Genomic DNA, 16,665 nt, shown 5'->3' with positions numbered 1-16,665 from the left:
TCTCCCGATTGCGCCCCCTTCAGGGGGAGCTGGCCCGCGAAGCGGGACTGAGGGGGACGCCGGGCAGCCGCTCAGCCGCACCGGCACCGCTGCGGTGCTACTACACTTGTGGCGCAGGAGGCGACAATCATGAAACTGCTTGTGGCGGTGGAAGGCGTGGCCCTGTCCCGCGCGATCACGGATACGCTCGAACGCGCCGGTCACGTCGTGACCACGGTGGAGCCGGCGTTGGCCGGCACGTTCGGTTCGGCGGTGACGGACGCGATGCGCGACGACGAGAACGCGCCGTTCGACGCGGTCATCGTCGACACGCCGCAGGCGCTCGCCACGGCGTCCTCCGTGACGCCGCACGTCAGGTCGCTGCTGCTGGCGACGACCTCATCGCCCGCGCCCGAGCACTCCCCCGACGCGACGTTGCGCATGCCGTTCTCCGACACGGAACTGCTCGCCTACGTGGAGATGCTGTCGCGCGAGTCGAACGGGCTCGGCGCACAATCGATGATTATCCGCGGCGATCTGACGCTGGACCTTGCGAACCGCAAAGCCTATTTCGCGAGCACGCACCGGCCGATGCCGCTCTCCCGTCTCGAATACGACGTGCTGGAGGCGTTGGTGAAGGCGAACGGGCGGTTCGTGGACTTGGACGATCTGCAACGCGGCCTCGGCCGGTACTTCGCCGGGGAGGACCTGATCCGCAATGCGCTGTACACGCTGGATAAGAAGCTGCGGCACGCGGGGCTCAACCTGAACCAGCATGGGGATTCGTTCCGCGTGATGTGATGCGGGTGTGAGGTGGGCGTGACGTGACGCGATGTGCGCGTGACGCGGGGCGGTCCCGTCGCGCCCGTCTCACGTCACGTGAGGCGTCGATCACGCATCATGCGAGATAACGGTCACGCAGAGCGGCGAAGATGGCGGGCGTGCCTGCGAGCACGCCGGTCTCGAGCCGATGGCCGAGGTCATGGCCCTCCCAGTCGCCGACCATGCCGCCCGCCTCGGTGACGAGCAGTCGGCCGGCCGCGTAATCCCACAGCTTGATGTCCATCTCGAAGTAGGCGTCGGCGCGACCGCACGCCACATAGGCGAGGTCGAGCGCGGCGGAGCCGGTGCGGCGAATGTCGGCCAAGTCGACGAACACGCGGCGCATGATGTCGAAATTGCGTTCCGCGAGCTCGTGATGGTAAGGCGACGTGCCCACGTTGACGAGCGCCTTGCCCATGTCGGTCTCGCAGGACACGTGGATGGGCCGGCCGTCGAGATAGGCGCCGTGGCCCGCTTCGGCGGTGAACGTCTCGCCGCTGAACGGCTGGTATACCACGGCCTTGATGGTTGCGTCGCCGTCGAGCAGGGCGAGCGAGATGGCGCTGTGACGGAAGTCGTGGATGAGGTTCGTGGTGCCGTCGATCGGGTCGAGCACCCAGGTGAGGCCGGTGAAATCCGCATGCTGCTCGCCGTTCTCCTCGCCGAGGAACGCGACGTGCGGCCACCGATCGGCGAGCGCGGCCTTGAGGAACGACTGCACGCCCGTGTCGACCTCGGTGACGAAGTCGGCCACGCCCTTGACCGTGATGCGTTCGCGCGCGTTGGCCGCGGAATCCGCGAGCACGTAGCGGCGCGCGGCCTCGTGTACCAGTTCGGTCATGCCGGCGATGGTGATGGGGGTCGTGGCGGTGGGCGATGTGGTGTCTGCCGTAACCGTGGAATTTGCCGTAATCATGGTGTCATCTTTCCTTCTCGTGATGTTTCTTTGCATTCGTTTTCAGAATCCCGATCTTGCCGAGTAGGAGCAATCATCAAGTCAGCCTCCGGTTCCGCCGCAGCATTCCTTAAGATGCTGCTGCAGTTGTGCATCGACCGCGAACAGGTACAGTCCATGCACGCCACGTTTCAGTAGTACGTTCAGTTCGTTGCGGAGGTTCTCTTCAGAGGAGTCGCCCAGATCCCTGCGCTTGTTCGTGGCGAGATAGTTCTTACTGGCCGATTTGTCGAAGACGATGCGTCCGTTACGGTATTGCACCGACGGTCCGATAATCACTCCCGCATAGTTGAGGTCGAAACCCTGAATGGTGAAGGTGGATCCTACTTCATCAATGGTGTATGGTTTTTCGGCCCATGCCAGATCCTTATCGAGTCCCTTGGAGACAGGATTCGGAAGCTGGTAGTTCCACGGCTTACGGAACATCTCTGCCGATGAGGTGCCTCCCGATGTCGGCGCCTCATCACCCGCCGGGCCCATGGCCCATTCCCCACCGGGTTCCCGATGGAGTTCCACATTCCAGAGCCCCTCCGCGTCGTCCTTGTTCTTCGATGCGGAGGAGTATGGCCAGTCATAGGTCGCCAGCAGACGAGACAGTCCCACCCCGTTCCATCCATCGGGCCGCTTTGCGGCCTTTCGCCTGATGGCGTCGTATAACGCGTTGGGGGAATCGAATACCTTCACTTCATAAGGTGCACGCAGGCATTCGTTCCGCTCGTCGTATTCCCCTGGATCGACCGGGAGAGGATCGATTCGTCTGCCGGCCGCGAAATCGTCGATCCACCGTATCACCGATTCGCTGGCGGCCATACGGAACTGCTTCTTCAGCTTGATATGCTCGACGCCGACGCCGACGGAAGGAAGTCCGTACTCCGCACCAAATTCGACTTCGCGAGATTTTCCCGCCTCCTTATCGCAGGTGGATGTATCGTCGGCGGACGACAATCCCAACCGTCCCATCGTTTCGGGATGCCACTGCTGCCGTGCCTGAAGTATCTGACGCGGGTCAAACACCGCAACCACTATTCGGGCACGTCTGATGATGTCATACAGCTGGTTTTTCCCTGAATACCCCTGATTGCCCTGGGTAGCGAGGAGATGGGCCTCATCGATGAGCACGATGTCGGCCTTGCCGCGTGGCCTGTCGGGTATGCCTCTTCCATGTTCGTTGGTCTCACTGAATCTGTTGATGAATTGGCTCGGGAGCATCACCACGTCGCCGGACTTCTTCTGCAGCCCCAGCTTCGTGGCGATCTGGTTATAAACGTGCACCTGTTCCTTATGATTGACCACGATGTAGGACTTCGGATGGCTCACGACCAGGGATTCGTAAGATTCATCATCCACCTCCAATTCGGTGGCGATCCGATAGAACAGGTGGCTGAGCAGCACCGTCTTGCCGGTGCCCGCCGCTCCTTGGACGAAGATAAGACGAGACGCCAAAACCGGGTCATTGCCCCGTTCCCGTTTCCCATCTTCGTCGAGAAAAGCCATGAGACGGGCGAGAACGGCTTCTTCCGCTTCAACTTGTTCGGAACTCAGGCGATGGAATGGCGATGCCTTGAACAAGGCGGAATCACGAATAATCTCCTCGGCAGGGAAAAGTTCCGGATCGCTGCGATGCAGATCCAGCCAGATTTGAGAGAAAATCGAATCGAACCGATCGGATGTGTAGTAATCCCCTTGGGCGTTCGTACGGCGGTTGTTCAGTTTGGTGACGGAATCGACACTCGACAAATAATGCATCAGACGGTTTTCGACGTCCAAGGTCAGGGACTTGTTGAAGTACGGGTGCGAAATGACGTACTGATGATACGCATCGGGATTATGCCTGACTGCTTCGGCTATGGCCTCCCAGTCTTTCCGTTTCCTGGGATCGTCCTTGAGATGTTGGAGTGTGCGATGCCTGATGTCATTGGTTTCGCCGACATATGCGACGTACTTACATCTATGCGAGTACTTATCCATCTTGCCTGAATACACCACGTAGACCGTTGGATATGCGACGACGTATCTCAACATCATCGCGACCGGTTCCAGCGGCGATTCCTTACCCGATTGCAAAATGTGTGCAGGATATCTGCGTACTAGCGCCTTCCTGAACGCGGCTTCGTCGTTTTCTCCATATGGAAGATCAACGATGATCGGTTTGGTGACTGTCTTGCCCATGAAACTCATTATGGCATTCTCCCGGAAGGCCCGCTATTAGCGGATAACGCACGATGGATTCTCATCATCGATACAATGATTGCCATGATCAGCGAACACACTGTCCAGGTCATTCGGGACTTCTCACGCGAACGGGATTGGGACCGATTCCATACACCGGAGAATCTGGCGAAATCCATTTCCATCGAATCGGCGGAACTGCTGGAATGCTACCAATGGGAATCTCCGGTCACGGACGAGGAACGGATCCACGCGGCGGAGGAGCTCGCCGACGTGCTCACTTATTGCGTCATGATGGCCGACGCCCTCAACGTGGACATGGATGAGATAGTCATGAGGAAACTCGCCAAGACACGGCTCAAATATCCCGCGCCACTGGTAAAGGGCGATCTGGAGACCACGCAACGACTCCACCGTGAAGCCCGTCTGCATGGTTCCCAGCCATCCGACTGATTCGCATGCACTTAGTCAGAACAGGCACCGTTCGATGACCTGCTTGCCGCGCAATGCCGCCATCCAGTCGGCGGGGATTCCGTCCACGCCGTAGACGATGCCGGCAAGACCTCCGGCCACGGCGGCCGTGGTGTCGGTATCCGAACCGAGGTTCACGGCCTTCAGCACGCATGCCGCATACGAGTCCGTGGTGAGCAGGCACCAGATCGCGGCGAGCAGCGTATCCAGCACGTACCCGCCGGAACGGATCTCCGTCTCCGGCAGCGACGCCACGTCGGCGCGCACCGGCTGCACCTCCGCCAACGCCTGGACCGGCTTACGGCCGGTGATCAGCAACCGCGCGAACGCGACCAAACGCACGCAGGCGTCCATGCTCGTCGGATGGGCGTGCGTGATCGCGCTTACCGCACGGATCTCATCGTCGGTCGCGTCGGTGAACGCGAGCGGAATCGTGCGCATCAGCGAACCGTTGCCGTTGTCCCACCCGCCGTCGCAGCCGCGGCCCGTCACCAGCGCCTCGACCGTGGTGTTGCCGATGTCAAACAGGCCGTCGACCGTGTACGCGTCATGCCGATACCAGTCCTCGAACCGAGCGCGCATGTCGCCCACGTCGATGCGCCCGTCGTCCGCACGGATCGAATCGCAGACAGCGAGCGCCATGCTCGTGTCGTCGCTCCATGTGCCGGCCGGCTGATCGTGCGTGCCGTAACCGGTCATATCTTCCGCGTGGAAGCTGCCGCGCCTCCTGAACTCGTAGGGCACGCCGAGCGCGTCCCCCACCGCCTGCCCGTACACGGCATCCCGCAACATCGCTGTCATGGCTATCTCCTTGTTCTTGTGAGCATTCAGCTCACGTCGTCAGCGGATTCCACGGTCACGAACAATCCCTGAAACGAGAATAAACCCCGTTCCCGAAATACCGGCACCGTACCATTACACTGGCAAACATGAGCATCCTTAACAACACATCCGGATGGCCGAAGCCGCCGCGGCATGACGGACAGCCCTGGAACGAGCCGAAGCACGCCGACGGCAAAGCCCGGCAGTCCTCCGTCAATGCGAACGCCCGCGGCGTGGCGAAATCCGGCAGGCGCGCGATGCCGTTCAAGGCGACCGGACACAAGGGCGGCATCAGCTTCCGCTGACGCCGCCGCAGGTTTTCCAGCCATGGACTGGACGCACGCAAATAGGCGGCCCAGGCGACCGTTCCGGAGTCTCAAGGCGAATGTGCATGGTTCGGATGGCAACGTGCATGGCTCAACCGGCAACGTGTATGGTCCGAGTGGCAACGTGCATGGTTCCGGCGGCAACGTGCACGATCAGAGGCCGAACGTGCACGGCCGTGCCGTGAAGAACGCGATATCCATGACATTGCCGCGATATTAGTTCGGCGGAATTCCAAGGTTTTCGCAAAACCAAGGATTCACCCTGCAAATCGCTTTCAAAGGGACACCATGCAGGTTGGTCGTTTCCAACTACAGGTTGCCTCCGAAACCATGCACTTCCACGCTTCGACCATGCATATTGCCCTCTGAACCATGCACATAGCCTGCCGAATCATACACATTCGCGTATCCCCGCAGCGGGTCCCCGTAGCGTGCTGCCCGCCACGGCACATCGCGATAATGGGACAGCAGCTCAGAAAACCACGGAGAGAACCGGGGTAGCTTGCTTCGGAACCGGACGACGGATCCGCGAGCGCCGTTCCTTCACAGGATTGCCGGGAGTCCTTCATCTTCCTCGGAGCATGCGCCAATCCCCCGCCGGCATACTGGGCCCCACCAAGGCAACCACCTTCGGAAAGGAGCCGACCATGTTGGATCTCACCATGCTGGATTTCGCGGAACCGTGGCTCATCGGCGCGACCGGGCCGACGACCGACGCCTACGATCCGAGCGTCGACGCCTATACCGCCTATGGCGACGCCGACGCCGGCAACTAGCACCGGCACCGGCGTCGACTGGAACCGCGGGGCGTCGTGCCGGAACCGCAATCCGGTTCCGGCACGACGCCCCACCGCAACATGGCCGATACGTCACGGCATTACCATCACGCGCCAGCGGGGCGATTCGCGCATCCCACGACGCACCGGACACATACGGCACGCAAAGGAAAGGCAGGCACATCCATGAAGATGCTCACCGTAGGCCCGAAGGACATCCACCAGTTCGACACGGTCGAGGAGTTCGCCAGGGAATTCGGGCTCGGCCCGCGCGACCTGGTCGTCACCATCGGCATGATCCACGACGCGTTCCTCAAGCCCCATCTCAACGGCGCGAACGTGCTGCTCGTCGACAAGTACGGCAACCAGGAGCCGACCGACGTGATGATCGACGCGATCATCGAGGACGCGAAGGCGTTCGATTATGACCGGATCGTCGCGATCGGCGGCGGCGCCGTCATGGACATGTCGAAGATCGTGGCCGTGGCGGGCGGCGCGTCGATCGATGAGGTCATCGATCATCTGCCCGACTTCAAGCGCACGGTGGGTCTCGTGCTCGTGCCCACGACGTGCGGCACGGGCAGCGAGGTCACGGAGATCGCGGCCATCAACCGCACGCGTCTCGGCTGCAAGGCGGGCATCGCCGGCCCGGAGATGTTCGCCGACCATGCGGTGCTCATCCCCGAACTCCTGTACGGTCTGCCCGACCACGTGTTCATGACCAGCTCGCTCGACGCGCTCGTGCATTCGGTCGAATCCACGCTCTCCCCGAACGCGACCCCGTACACGCGCCTGTTCGGATATGAGGCGATGCGCATGATCGTGGGCGGCTACCAGGCGATCGTCGAGGCCGGCGGCCCGGAGGGCGACGTCGACAAGCGCCGTGTGAAGCGCAACGAGCTGATGACCGACTTCCTCATCGCCTCCGACTACGCGGGCATCAGCTTCGACACGGGCGGCTGCGCGGCCGTGCACGCGCTGAGCTACCAGCTGGGCGGCAAGTACCATGTGCCGCACGGCGAATCGAACTACGCGATGTTCACCGGCGTGCTGCGCAACTACATGGAGATCAAGCCGGACGGCGAGATCGCGAAGCTCAACGGCGTGCTCGCCGGACTGCTCGGCTGCGACGTGGCCGACGTGTACGACGAGCTGGAGAGGCTCATCGACCAGCTGCTGCCGAAGAAGGCGCTGCACGAGTACGGCGTGACCCGCGAGGATCTGCCCGAGTTCACGGACCGCGTGATGACCACGCAGGCCCGCCTCATGCGCAACAACTACGTGCCGCTCGACGCGGCCCGCGTGCGCAAGATCTTCGAGGAGCTGTACTGACGATGACGCCCATCGAACTGGCGACGCGCAGGCGGGTCACAGGATTGACTTCGGGCGAGTTCGCCCGCCTGTTCGTGACCATCGAACGCAAGGTTGGCGGCGAGTCCGCGCACTGGGACGCCTCCGACGTGGAGTCGTGGGAGCTGGTCGGCCCGCCCGCGACCGCCGACCAGCATCTCAACGACACGTTCGCCGCCGCGAACGAGTTCGTCGCGACGCTCGCGAAACGCCTGTACCGGATGATCACCCCGGCCGAGGAGGATACGGTCGTCACCGTGTTCGACGACGACGTGACCTTCTGGGCGGAGCAACCCGATCTGGGCGGCATCCCGCACGCCCTGTGGAATATCGCCGCGTTGCAGGCCATCGAATGGGTGCGCCGGGAGACGGGCGTCGTCTGCACGCTCGACGTGCGTCCCGCGATCGGCTGAGTCGGCCGCACGCCGTTCAGTACAATCGCATGCCCTGCGGCACGGGGGTGAAACCGGCCTGGTGGAGGACGTGCGTATATGGGTTGCGTGCGTTCAATGGCACGCCGTTCACGTCGGCGAACGTGATGGTGCGTGCGGCCACGCCTTCCGCGCCGCCGCGGCGCAGCGCGTAGGCGAGTTCGGTCAGACCGAGACGCAGCCTCGCGTCGGCCCCGGCGTCCGGCACGCCGCCGGTGAACACCGTCAGGTGCTTCGATTTCGGTGTCGCATAGGCGACCGGCCCGCCGGCGGCCAGCACGACGATGCCGCCTTCGCGCCGCACCGGCTTGGATGCTCCCGCCGGCGCGGACGGCCAAGGCAATGCCGAGCCGTACAGGTTCGCCGGGTCGAGCACGGATAACGCCGCCGGCGAGCGCATATGTCCGGGCGCCACGCCCGGCGTCCCCGCCTTGGCCCGTCCGTCGTCTCCGGTCCGCCGCAGTTCGTCGACCGTCTCCCGTTCGGCGAATTGGGCGGCACCGAATCCTTCGACGAACATGCCGCGTGCGAGACGCCCGTGCTCCTCCATGCGTTTGAGCAACGGGTACAGTGCGGGGAATCCGCCGGACAGGTTCTCCTTGTCGACCAGCGGCTGGGCGATGACGCCGTACCGGTCGAGCAGGATCTCCACCAGTTCGAGCGCGCGCCGCTCGTCGCCGGCCGTCGGCGAAGGCTCCACGGTTCCCGTATCGTTCACGTCATCCTCGCCCGCCGCGGCGACCACGGACCACAGTCCGCTCATCGTCATCGGCGTCGCGGGCCGTATGCGGATGCGCCGACGCGACGAGCGCGACGGTGTGCGCACCTTGCGCGCGCCCGCGCCCAATGCGCGCACGGGTGCGAACGAGCTGTTGGTCACCTTCCCCTGCCAGACGAGCGACCACAGCACTTCCTCGAAGCGTGTCATATCCCACTCGGGCAGGAGGATCTCGCCAGTCGCGGCGTCGATGTCCGGCTCGGCGATCGTGGTCCAGACGCGTTTTGCGGCGTCGGCGAGCTGGGTCGCATGGTAGGCGCCGCCGGAGGATAGTGCGGTGAGGATGGCCGCGGCATAAGGATTCTTTCCGGTGGTCTCTCCCCCGGACTGCTGTTCCAGCAGGGGGGAGTCGGCGGGGTGGAAGGCGATGAGGCCGGGATCGGTGGGTTTCGTGCCGCTGGTCTTGGAACCGACCCATACCGCTTCGCCGCCGGCGAGCAGTTCGTCGAGCATGGCCGGCGTGTATCCGGCGACGCGTGCCGGGAACACCGATGATTCCCAGACCGCGGCGGGCAGAGCCACGCCTTCGAGTTGTTCGATGACGCGCATCAGTCCGTCCGCGCCCTCGTATGTCTCGCCGCCGACCGGCCCGACGCCCTGCCGTTGCAGCAGGAACGACTGGAACGCCGTGGCCGGCACGGGCCGTATCGCCTCGCGCGCCTTGGCGAGCGACCGTGCGCGGATGCGGCGGAACACGTCGCGGTGCAGCCATTGCGTCGGCTTGCTCCCCGCACGCTCCGGAGTGTCCGCGCCACCGTCGACGTCCCCGGCATCCCCGGCGTCATCCATGAACCGCCCGTGCAGCAGTTCGCCGCGCTGTTCGAGTTCGTCCAGCGCGTGCACGGCTTCGGTCGCGTCGATGCCGAGGTCGGCGATCATCCGGTCCGCGGTGAACGACCCGTGGGTCTTCGCGTAGCGGGTGACGCGTCCGGTCACGTCGTCGGCGGCGAGTTCGTTCCAGAACGTGCGTCCGGCGAGTTCCCGCGAGACGTCGGCGATCACGTCCGGGTCGAGCACGGCGCTCATGTCGGCGTTGCCGAGCAGCCGTTCGAGCACATCGGGGTCCATGGACAGCATGCGCACGCTGCGTTCGGCCTGCGGCACGTCGTACTGGTACATGACGGATCCGACGAAGCCGAACAGCAGGTTCTCGGCGAACGGGGACGGCGTTTCGGTGGCCGTGTCCTTCATGACGATGGTTCCGGCGTCGAGTCCGGTCATCAGGTCGCGCAGCGCCTTGAGGTCGTAGACGTCCTGGAGACATTCGCGCGCGGTTTCGAGCAGCAGCGGGAAGTTGCGTCGCGTGCGTGCGGCGGCGAGCAGTTGGGCGGCGCGGAGCCTCTGCTGCCACAGCGGCACGCGCCGGCCGGGTTCGGTGCGCGGCAGGTAGAGGGAGCGTGCGGCGCATTCACGGAACCGTGCCGCGTAGAGCACGCTCTCCCCCACCTCGCGTTCGACGATACGCGTGAGCTCGTCGGGGTCGAACAGGAGCAGGTCGCGTGCGGGGATGTCGCCGACGCCGTCGGGGATGCGGATGACGATGCCGTCGTCGGCCGCGTAGGCCTGCCCGTCGAATCCGTAGCGTTGCTTCAGACGCGTGGTGATGGCCATCGACCATGGTTCGTGGACGCGTCGGCCATATGGCGAGTGGATGATGACGCGTTGGTCGCCTTCCTCGTCCGGGCATCGTTCGATGACGATCGTGCGGTCGGAGGGGATGACGCCGGTGGCCGCCTGCTGTTCGGCGAGCAGCCGGGCGAGGTTGTCGACGGCGTTGCGGTCGAGGCCGGCGGCATCGAGGCGCGCGAGGACGGAGGGGGCGAAGGATGGGGACGATGGTGATACCCCCTCAGTCCGCTTTGCGGACAGCTCCCCCTCACAGGGGGAGCAAGGGGAAGAGGTGGTGAGGCCGGCGACGAGGTCGCGGATGAGGCGGCCTTTGGCTTGACCGAAGCCGGCGTCGCGTCCGGATTCCTCGCCGTGCCAGAACGGCAGGCGCGCGGTGCGGCCGGGGGCGGGCGTGACGACGACCCGATCGCGCGTGATCTCCTGGATCTGCCAGGTGGAGGTGCCGAGCGTGATGACGTCGCCGACACGTGATTCGTACACCATCTCCTCGTCGAGTTCGCCGACCCTCCGTCTCCCTTGGTTGCCGTCCGCTTCGGGCAGGACGACCGTGTAGAGGCCGCGGTCCGGGATGGTGCCGCCGGAGGTGACGGCGAGCCGTTGCGCGCCGGGCCGCGCCGAGATGCGGTTCGCCTCGTGGTTCCACATGAGCGGCGGGCGGAACGCGGAGAACTCCTCGGTGTCGTAGGCACCGGTGAGCATGCCCATGACCGCGTCGAACATGCTCCGGTCGAGTTCGGCGAACGGCGCGGCACGGCGTACGGCCGCATACCAGGCGTCCGGATCGAGGTCGTCCATCGCGGCGGCGGCCACGGTCTGCTGGGCGAGGACATCAAGCGGGTTGCGCGGTATGGCCAATGGTTCGAGGCCGCCGGCGCGCATGCGTTCGATGGCGGCGGTGACGCCGATGATCTGTTCGCGCGTCAGCGGGTAGAACAGGGCGTGCGAGACGCCGCCGACGTGGTGGTCGGCGCGACCGACGCGCTGCAGTCCGGATGCGACGGACAGGGGCGGCGCGATCTGGATGACGAGGTCGACCGACCCCATGTCGATGCCGAGTTCGAGGCTGCTCGTCGCGACCACACATTTGAGTTCGCCGCGCTTCAGCCGTTCCTCGATCTGTTTGCGCCGGTCCTTCGACACGGAGCCGTGGTGCGCCATCGCGATTACGTCGTCCGGCTTGTGCGAGCCGACGAGCTGCGTGGTGCCGCCGACGACCGCGTCGTAGTGCGCGGCGAACCGTTCGCGCCCTTCGGGCGATCCCATGTCTGCCGCCGTGGGAGAGGTGACGGAGCCCCCGCTCCCCCGCCGTTCGGCGTACAGGTCGTTCAACCGCGCGGTGAGTTTCTCGGCGAGTCCGCGCGAGTTGACGAACACGAGCGTGGTCCGGTGGGCGAGGATCTCGTCGAGCACGCTCGCCTCGACGACCGGCCAGATCGACCCGCTTGTGCGGTCGCCTGCCGCGCCGATGATCGCCGTGGAGGAATCACGGTCGGCGAGGCCTTTGCGTTCGGCGAGCCGTTGCATGGCGGGCGTCACGCCGGAGATGTGCGGCGCGTCGGCACGCGGCGCATCGACACCGCCGACGCGGTTCGGCACGTTCGCGGAGGAGAGGTCTCGCATGTCCGCCAACGGTTCGATGACCTTCAGATCCATGTCGGGACGCGAACCGGGGTTCACGATCGTGACGGGCCGGCTTCCGCCGAGGAACCGCGCCGCTTCGGCGGGCGGGTTCACGGTGGCGGACAGGCCGATGCGCTGCACGGGCGCGTCCGCGGCGACGAGGCCGTCGAGCCGTTCGAGGCTCAGGGCGAGATGCGCGCCTCGCTTGGTGCCGGCGAGCGCGTGCACTTCGTCGACGATGACCGTGTCCACAGTCCTGAGGATGCGTCGCGCCTTGGAGGTGAGCAGCAGGTAGAGCGATTCGGGCGTGGTGACGAGGATGTCCGGCGGGTGGGCGGCGATGGCGCGGCGTTCCTTGGGCGTGGTGTCGCCGCTACGCGTGGCGACGCGGATGCGCGGCGCGGGCAGGCCGAGCGTTTCGCATTCGCGGGCGATGCCGTCGAGCGGCGCTTCAAGGTTCCTGGCCACGTCGACGGCGAGCGCCTTCAGCGGGGAGATGTAGAGGATGCGCACGCCGTGGGCGGCACGCTTCTCGGAGGCCCCCATCAGGCGGTCGATGGCGGAGAGGAAGGCGGCGAGGGTCTTGCCGGAACCGGTGGGGGCGACGACAAGCACGTGCTTGCCGGAACGGATGGCCGGCCACGCCCCGCGCTGGGCTTCGGTCGGCTCGCCGAAGGCGCGCTGGAACCAGACCCTCGTGGGCTCCGAGAACGATTCCAATCCTTCGCACATATGTTCGATTATCGGCTCGGCCGCGGACACGCGACACACGCCCGCCCGGACCTCGGCCCGATGGCTCCGGCCGGTCAGTCCTCCACGTATTCGAGGATGTCGCCGGGCTGGCAGTCGAGGGCCGCGCAGAGCCGGTCGAGCGTGGTGAAGCGTATCGCCTTGGCGCGGCCGTTCTTGAGCACGGATACGTTGACGGGCGTGATGCCGATGCGCTCGGCGAGCTCGCCGACGCTCATCTTGCGTTTGGCGAGCATGACGTCGATGTTCACGCGGATGGCCATTCAGATCACCGCCTCGAGTTCGTCGCGTTGCGCGATGGCGGCTTTGAGCAGGGACCTCATGACGAGCATGAGGAGAACGAACGCGGCGATGAGCAGCAATGCGACGACGCACGCCGCGCTCATGGCGGCGGCGCCCATCGCGACGTCCGCGGCGACGCCTTGGGTCGGATCGTAATATTCGGCGTGCGCGAGCGATCCGTAGAGCAGCACGAACAGGACGAGCGCGCCTTCGGCGGCGGCGCATGCGATGATGGCGTCGGTCCACGTGACGGCCTTGCCGGAGAACACGTCGCGCCGTTTGGCGAGCGTGAGCAGCCGCCACAGGGGGATCAGCGCGACCTCGAAGCACAGGATGCCGAGCACGCCGGCGATGGCGTACGGCCATCGGGCGGAGGCGAGCTCCGGGTACGTGGCGACGATGTCGCCGGAGAGTACAGCCACGGCGTACTGCCCCCACAGGCAGATCAGTTCGAAGAGGACGATCATCGCCTTGAGCACGGCGATCGCCGTGGGGTGATACTCCTTCCAGAGCCGCACGTCGGGCACATCACTCCCGTCCGATCGATCGACGCCAGCCATATGCCCACCGCCTTCCTTATCGCATGCACCTGAACCCATCCATATGGGCACGGCACATCATTGCAATCGCACGACGATAATAACCTATCGAAATTCGATATGCAAATTCGGTGAAGAATCGTATCTTGATAATCATCTATCGTTTTTCGATAGCTTACGGTGAGGGCGAAGCACGACGAAGCGACGGACGGCCCGCCGCCCGCATCATCGAAGGAGCACGACATGAATCCGCAACCATCGACCACCACGCAACCACCCGTTACGCAACCACCCGCCACGCGGCCAACGACCGCACGGCCGTCACCCGCCGCCGCGAAACCCTCGACGCGGACCATCCTCACGCTCGCCGTCTCACTGCTCGTCGTCGTGGCGTTCGACCGTCTCGTCATCGCGGCGCCGTTCCGATACGCATCCCCGTTCATGCCGATCGCCGTCTTCTGGGCCGTCTGCGTGGCGGCGACGACCCTGCTGCACTGGCGGACGGCCTCCCGCCGCCCGCTGACGTGGTTCGTCGCCGCGGCCGTCGTCGCCTGCGCCGCCTGGACGGCGACGGACATGGCCGGCGCGCTCACGGCGTACGACGTCACCTATCCGCTCACGATGTTCCTGGCCGTGCCCGCGCTGCTCATGCTGCATCTACAGCTCGTGAACGGCCGGTTCGACGCATGGCGTCCCGCCGGCGTCGCGCTGCGCTGGCTGACCGGCTGGGCGGTGCAGCCGTTCTCCGGATTGGGAGCGTTCGGCAGGGCCGTCGCCGGAATCGCCCGCACCACCACCCACACCGCCCCGAACGGCGACCGTCGTCCGACGATGCGACGCATCGGACTGGCGATGGCCATCGCCGTACCGATGCTCGTCGTCCTGGGCACGCTGCTGGCGAGCGCCGACATGGTCTTCGCCTACGCCCTCTCCCGCCTCGCCGCGGACGTCGACGTGACGGCATTCGCCTGGCATGCGGGGTTCGTGCTGACCGCGCTCCCGTTCATGTTCTCGCTGCTCGCGAACCAGGACACGCGCGATGGCGCGGTCGCCGGACTGTACGGCAGGCGGATCTCGTTGTCGTTGGATCCGATGGTGACGGCGATCGTGCTGGGCGCGGTGCTCGCCCTGTACGCCGTGTTCTGCGCGGTGCAGTTCGCGTTCCTGTTCGCCGGCGCGGGCCTGCCGGACGGCATGACGTACGCCGAGTATGCGCGTGGAGGGTTCTTCCAGCTGTTGCTGGTCGCCGCGATCGATCTGGGCGTGTTCGGCGTCGTGCTTTCCTACGCGCCGCGCACGCGCACGGTGACGGCGATGCTCGTCGCGCTCGTCGCGGCGACGGGCGTGATGCTGGTCTCGGCGGGCATGCGGCTCGGCCTGTATGTGGGCGCGTACGGGCTCACGTGGCTGAGGTTCGCGTCGTTGACGTTCATCGGCCTGCTGGCCGTGGTGCTTGTGCTGTGTCTCGTGAAGACGGCGACGGTGCGCATGCGCGTGGACCGGCTGCCGTTGGTCGCGACGTGCTTCGTCCTGTTCGTCGTCTGGTACGTCGCGCTCGGATGGTGCGATCCGATGGCGTTGGTCGACGCGTACAACGCGGCCCACGGGTTCGACGCGGCGGGCGCGATGGCGGCGATGTGACCGTCACGCGCGCTTGCGGCGCAACACCTCGTGCATGACGACCATGAGCAGGAGGAACGCGAACAGGTAGAACGGGAACAGGCCGATGCTCACGTACTGGGCGATGAGTCCGAACAGCGGCGGCATGAGCATGGAGCCGACGTAGGCGAACGCCATCTGCACGCCGATGATGGCCTGCGAGTTCTCCTCGCCGAAGTATCCGGGCGTGGAGTGGATGACGCACGGGTAGACGGGCGCGCAGCCGAGGCCGACGATCATGAGGCCGGCGAGCACGCCGATGTGGTTCGGCAGCGGGATGAGCATGGTGACGGCGCCGAGCGCGATGAGCGCCTGTCCGAGGCGGATCATCGCCGGGTCGGACAGCTTCATCGTGATGAAGCCGCTCAGGCCGCGCCCCACGGTGATGCCGATGCAGAACAGGCTGGCCCAGCGGGCGGCGGTGGTCTTGTCGATGCCTTGGCCGAGCACCATGTAGCTGGAGCCCCACAGCATGGCGGTCTGCTCGATGGCGCAATAGCACAGGAACATGATGAGGATCTCGCGCGCGCCGCGGATGGCGAGCACTCCTTTGAGGCCGAGCGACTTGCGGGGCTCGGCGGACGGAGCGCCCTGCGCGCCGTCGCCGGAGCCGGCGTCGGAATCGGCGTCGGGCCCGGAGGGAGCCGGAGCCGCGGCCGCCTTGCGCGACTTCCACAGCGGCAGGCTGAGGATGAGGATCGCGGTCAGGCCGATCTGCAGGAATCCGATGTACCGGTAGCCCCACGGCCACCCCTGACCTCCGGCGAGCGCATGGCCCATCACGTAGGGGCCGATCAGCGCGCCGACGCCCCACATGCAGTGCAGCCAGCTCATGTGGCGGCTCTCGTAGTGGATGGCCACGTAGTTGTTGAGCGCCGCGTCGACGCCGCCGGCACCCAGCCCGTAGGGGATGGCGATGAGCACCAGCACCCAGTAGTTGGGGGCGACGGAGAAGCCGATCAGGGCGGCGGCGGTGATGGTGACGGATGCGGCGGTGACGCGGCCCGTGCCGAACCGCAGGGTGAGACGGTCGGACAGGAGCGCGGAGCAGATGGTCGCCGCGGAGATGGTCATCGAGATGCCGCCCTCCCACGAGACGGGGGCGCCAAGATCCTGGCTCATCGTCGGCCATGCGGCGCCGAGCAGGGCGTCGGGCAGGCCGAGCGATATGAAGGCGACGTAGATGACGGCGAGCAGCAGGCTTGCCATGGTTTCCCTCCACTGAGACGGTCAATCGTTATGTACGTTCGTACATACTAGCGGGCGGCACATGACAGAACGGCCCCGGGACACGCCGAAGGCGTCCC

14 protein-coding genes are annotated in these 16,665 nt (G+C 65.4%); 7 read left to right on the top strand and 7 right to left on the bottom strand.

The genetic code is table 11. The features are described 5' to 3' along the window. Nucleotides 1-129 precede the first annotated feature (129 nt). Complete coding sequence (locus AC1AYP_RS01645; RefSeq protein ID WP_476546581.1) at nt 130-780, top strand: response regulator transcription factor; 651 nt, start codon at nt 130-132, stop codon at nt 778-780. A 97-nt stretch (nt 781-877) separates the two neighbouring features. On the opposite strand, the gene AC1AYP_RS01640 is transcribed toward AC1AYP_RS01645, so the two are convergent. Both AC1AYP_RS01640 and AC1AYP_RS01635 read right to left on the bottom strand, forming a co-directional pair. Continuing rightward, nucleotides 878-1,717 carry an inositol monophosphatase family protein gene (locus AC1AYP_RS01640; protein ID WP_476546580.1) on the bottom strand — a complete coding sequence of 280 codons (840 nt, stop codon included), beginning with the start codon at nt 1,715-1,717 and terminating at the stop codon, nt 878-880. An 81-nt stretch (nt 1,718-1,798) separates the two neighbouring features. Further along, a complete protein-coding gene (locus tag AC1AYP_RS01635) occupies nt 1,799-3,925 on the bottom strand; it encodes a DUF2075 domain-containing protein (protein WP_476546579.1) in 2,127 nt (708 codons plus the stop codon). A gap of 84 nt (nt 3,926-4,009) precedes the next feature. On the opposite strand from AC1AYP_RS01635, the gene AC1AYP_RS01630 reads away from it, so the two are divergent. After that, complete coding sequence (locus AC1AYP_RS01630) at nt 4,010-4,378, top strand: nucleotide pyrophosphohydrolase (RefSeq protein WP_476546578.1); 369 nt, start codon at nt 4,010-4,012, stop codon at nt 4,376-4,378. Between the two features lie 15 nt (nt 4,379-4,393). On the opposite strand, the gene AC1AYP_RS01625 is transcribed toward AC1AYP_RS01630, so the two are convergent. Further along, complete coding sequence (locus AC1AYP_RS01625) at nt 4,394-5,197, bottom strand: ADP-ribosylglycohydrolase family protein (protein ID WP_476546577.1); 804 nt, start codon at nt 5,195-5,197, stop codon at nt 4,394-4,396. A gap of 128 nt (nt 5,198-5,325) precedes the next feature. Between AC1AYP_RS01625 and AC1AYP_RS01620 the strand changes: the two genes are divergently transcribed. The 4 genes from AC1AYP_RS01620 (at nt 5,326) to AC1AYP_RS01605 (ending at nt 8,083) form a co-directional block, all read left to right on the top strand. Next, nucleotides 5,326-5,523, top strand: a complete 198-nt coding sequence (locus AC1AYP_RS01620; RefSeq protein WP_476546576.1) for a hypothetical protein — start codon at nt 5,326-5,328, stop codon at nt 5,521-5,523. A gap of 668 nt (nt 5,524-6,191) precedes the next feature. After that, on the top strand, nt 6,192-6,320 hold the full coding sequence (locus AC1AYP_RS01615) for a hypothetical protein (RefSeq protein ID WP_476501861.1): 129 nt from the start codon (nt 6,192-6,194) through the stop codon (nt 6,318-6,320). A 186-nt stretch (nt 6,321-6,506) separates the two neighbouring features. Next, a complete protein-coding gene (locus AC1AYP_RS01610; RefSeq protein ID WP_476546575.1) occupies nt 6,507-7,652 on the top strand; it encodes a 4-hydroxybutyrate dehydrogenase in 1,146 nt (381 codons plus the stop codon). A gap of 2 nt (nt 7,653-7,654) precedes the next feature. Beyond that, nucleotides 7,655-8,083, top strand: a complete 429-nt coding sequence (locus tag AC1AYP_RS01605; protein ID WP_476546574.1) for a hypothetical protein — start codon at nt 7,655-7,657, stop codon at nt 8,081-8,083. Between the two features lie 16 nt (nt 8,084-8,099). Here the strand turns inward: AC1AYP_RS01605 and AC1AYP_RS01600 are convergent, their stop codons facing one another. From AC1AYP_RS01600 to AC1AYP_RS01590, 3 genes are all read right to left on the bottom strand, one after another. Continuing rightward, nucleotides 8,100-12,860: a DEAD/DEAH box helicase gene (locus AC1AYP_RS01600; protein ID WP_476546573.1), complete on the bottom strand. Its 4,761-nt coding sequence runs from the start codon at nt 12,858-12,860 to the stop codon at nt 8,100-8,102. Between the two features lie 74 nt (nt 12,861-12,934). Continuing rightward, a complete protein-coding gene (locus AC1AYP_RS01595; RefSeq protein ID WP_476501865.1) occupies nt 12,935-13,141 on the bottom strand; it encodes a helix-turn-helix domain-containing protein in 207 nt (68 codons plus the stop codon). Then, nucleotides 13,142-13,720, bottom strand: coding sequence for a DUF2975 domain-containing protein (locus AC1AYP_RS01590; RefSeq protein ID WP_476546572.1), 579 nt, complete (start codon nt 13,718-13,720; stop codon nt 13,142-13,144). It lies immediately after the preceding gene. 222 nt (nt 13,721-13,942) lie between these two features. On the opposite strand from AC1AYP_RS01590, the gene AC1AYP_RS01585 reads away from it, so the two are divergent. Continuing rightward, nucleotides 13,943-15,340, top strand: coding sequence for a DUF4153 domain-containing protein (locus tag AC1AYP_RS01585; protein WP_476546571.1), 1,398 nt, complete (start codon nt 13,943-13,945; stop codon nt 15,338-15,340). A gap of 3 nt (nt 15,341-15,343) precedes the next feature. Here the strand turns inward: AC1AYP_RS01585 and AC1AYP_RS01580 are convergent, their stop codons facing one another. Beyond that, entirely contained in the window at nt 15,344-16,567 is a 1,224-nt protein-coding gene (locus AC1AYP_RS01580) for an MFS transporter (RefSeq protein ID WP_476546570.1), read from the bottom strand. Between the last annotated feature and the right edge of the window lie 98 nt (nt 16,568-16,665).

Source organism: Bifidobacterium sp. LH_424 (assembly GCF_056356895.1).
This window is presented reverse-complemented; position numbering and strand designations above follow the sequence as displayed.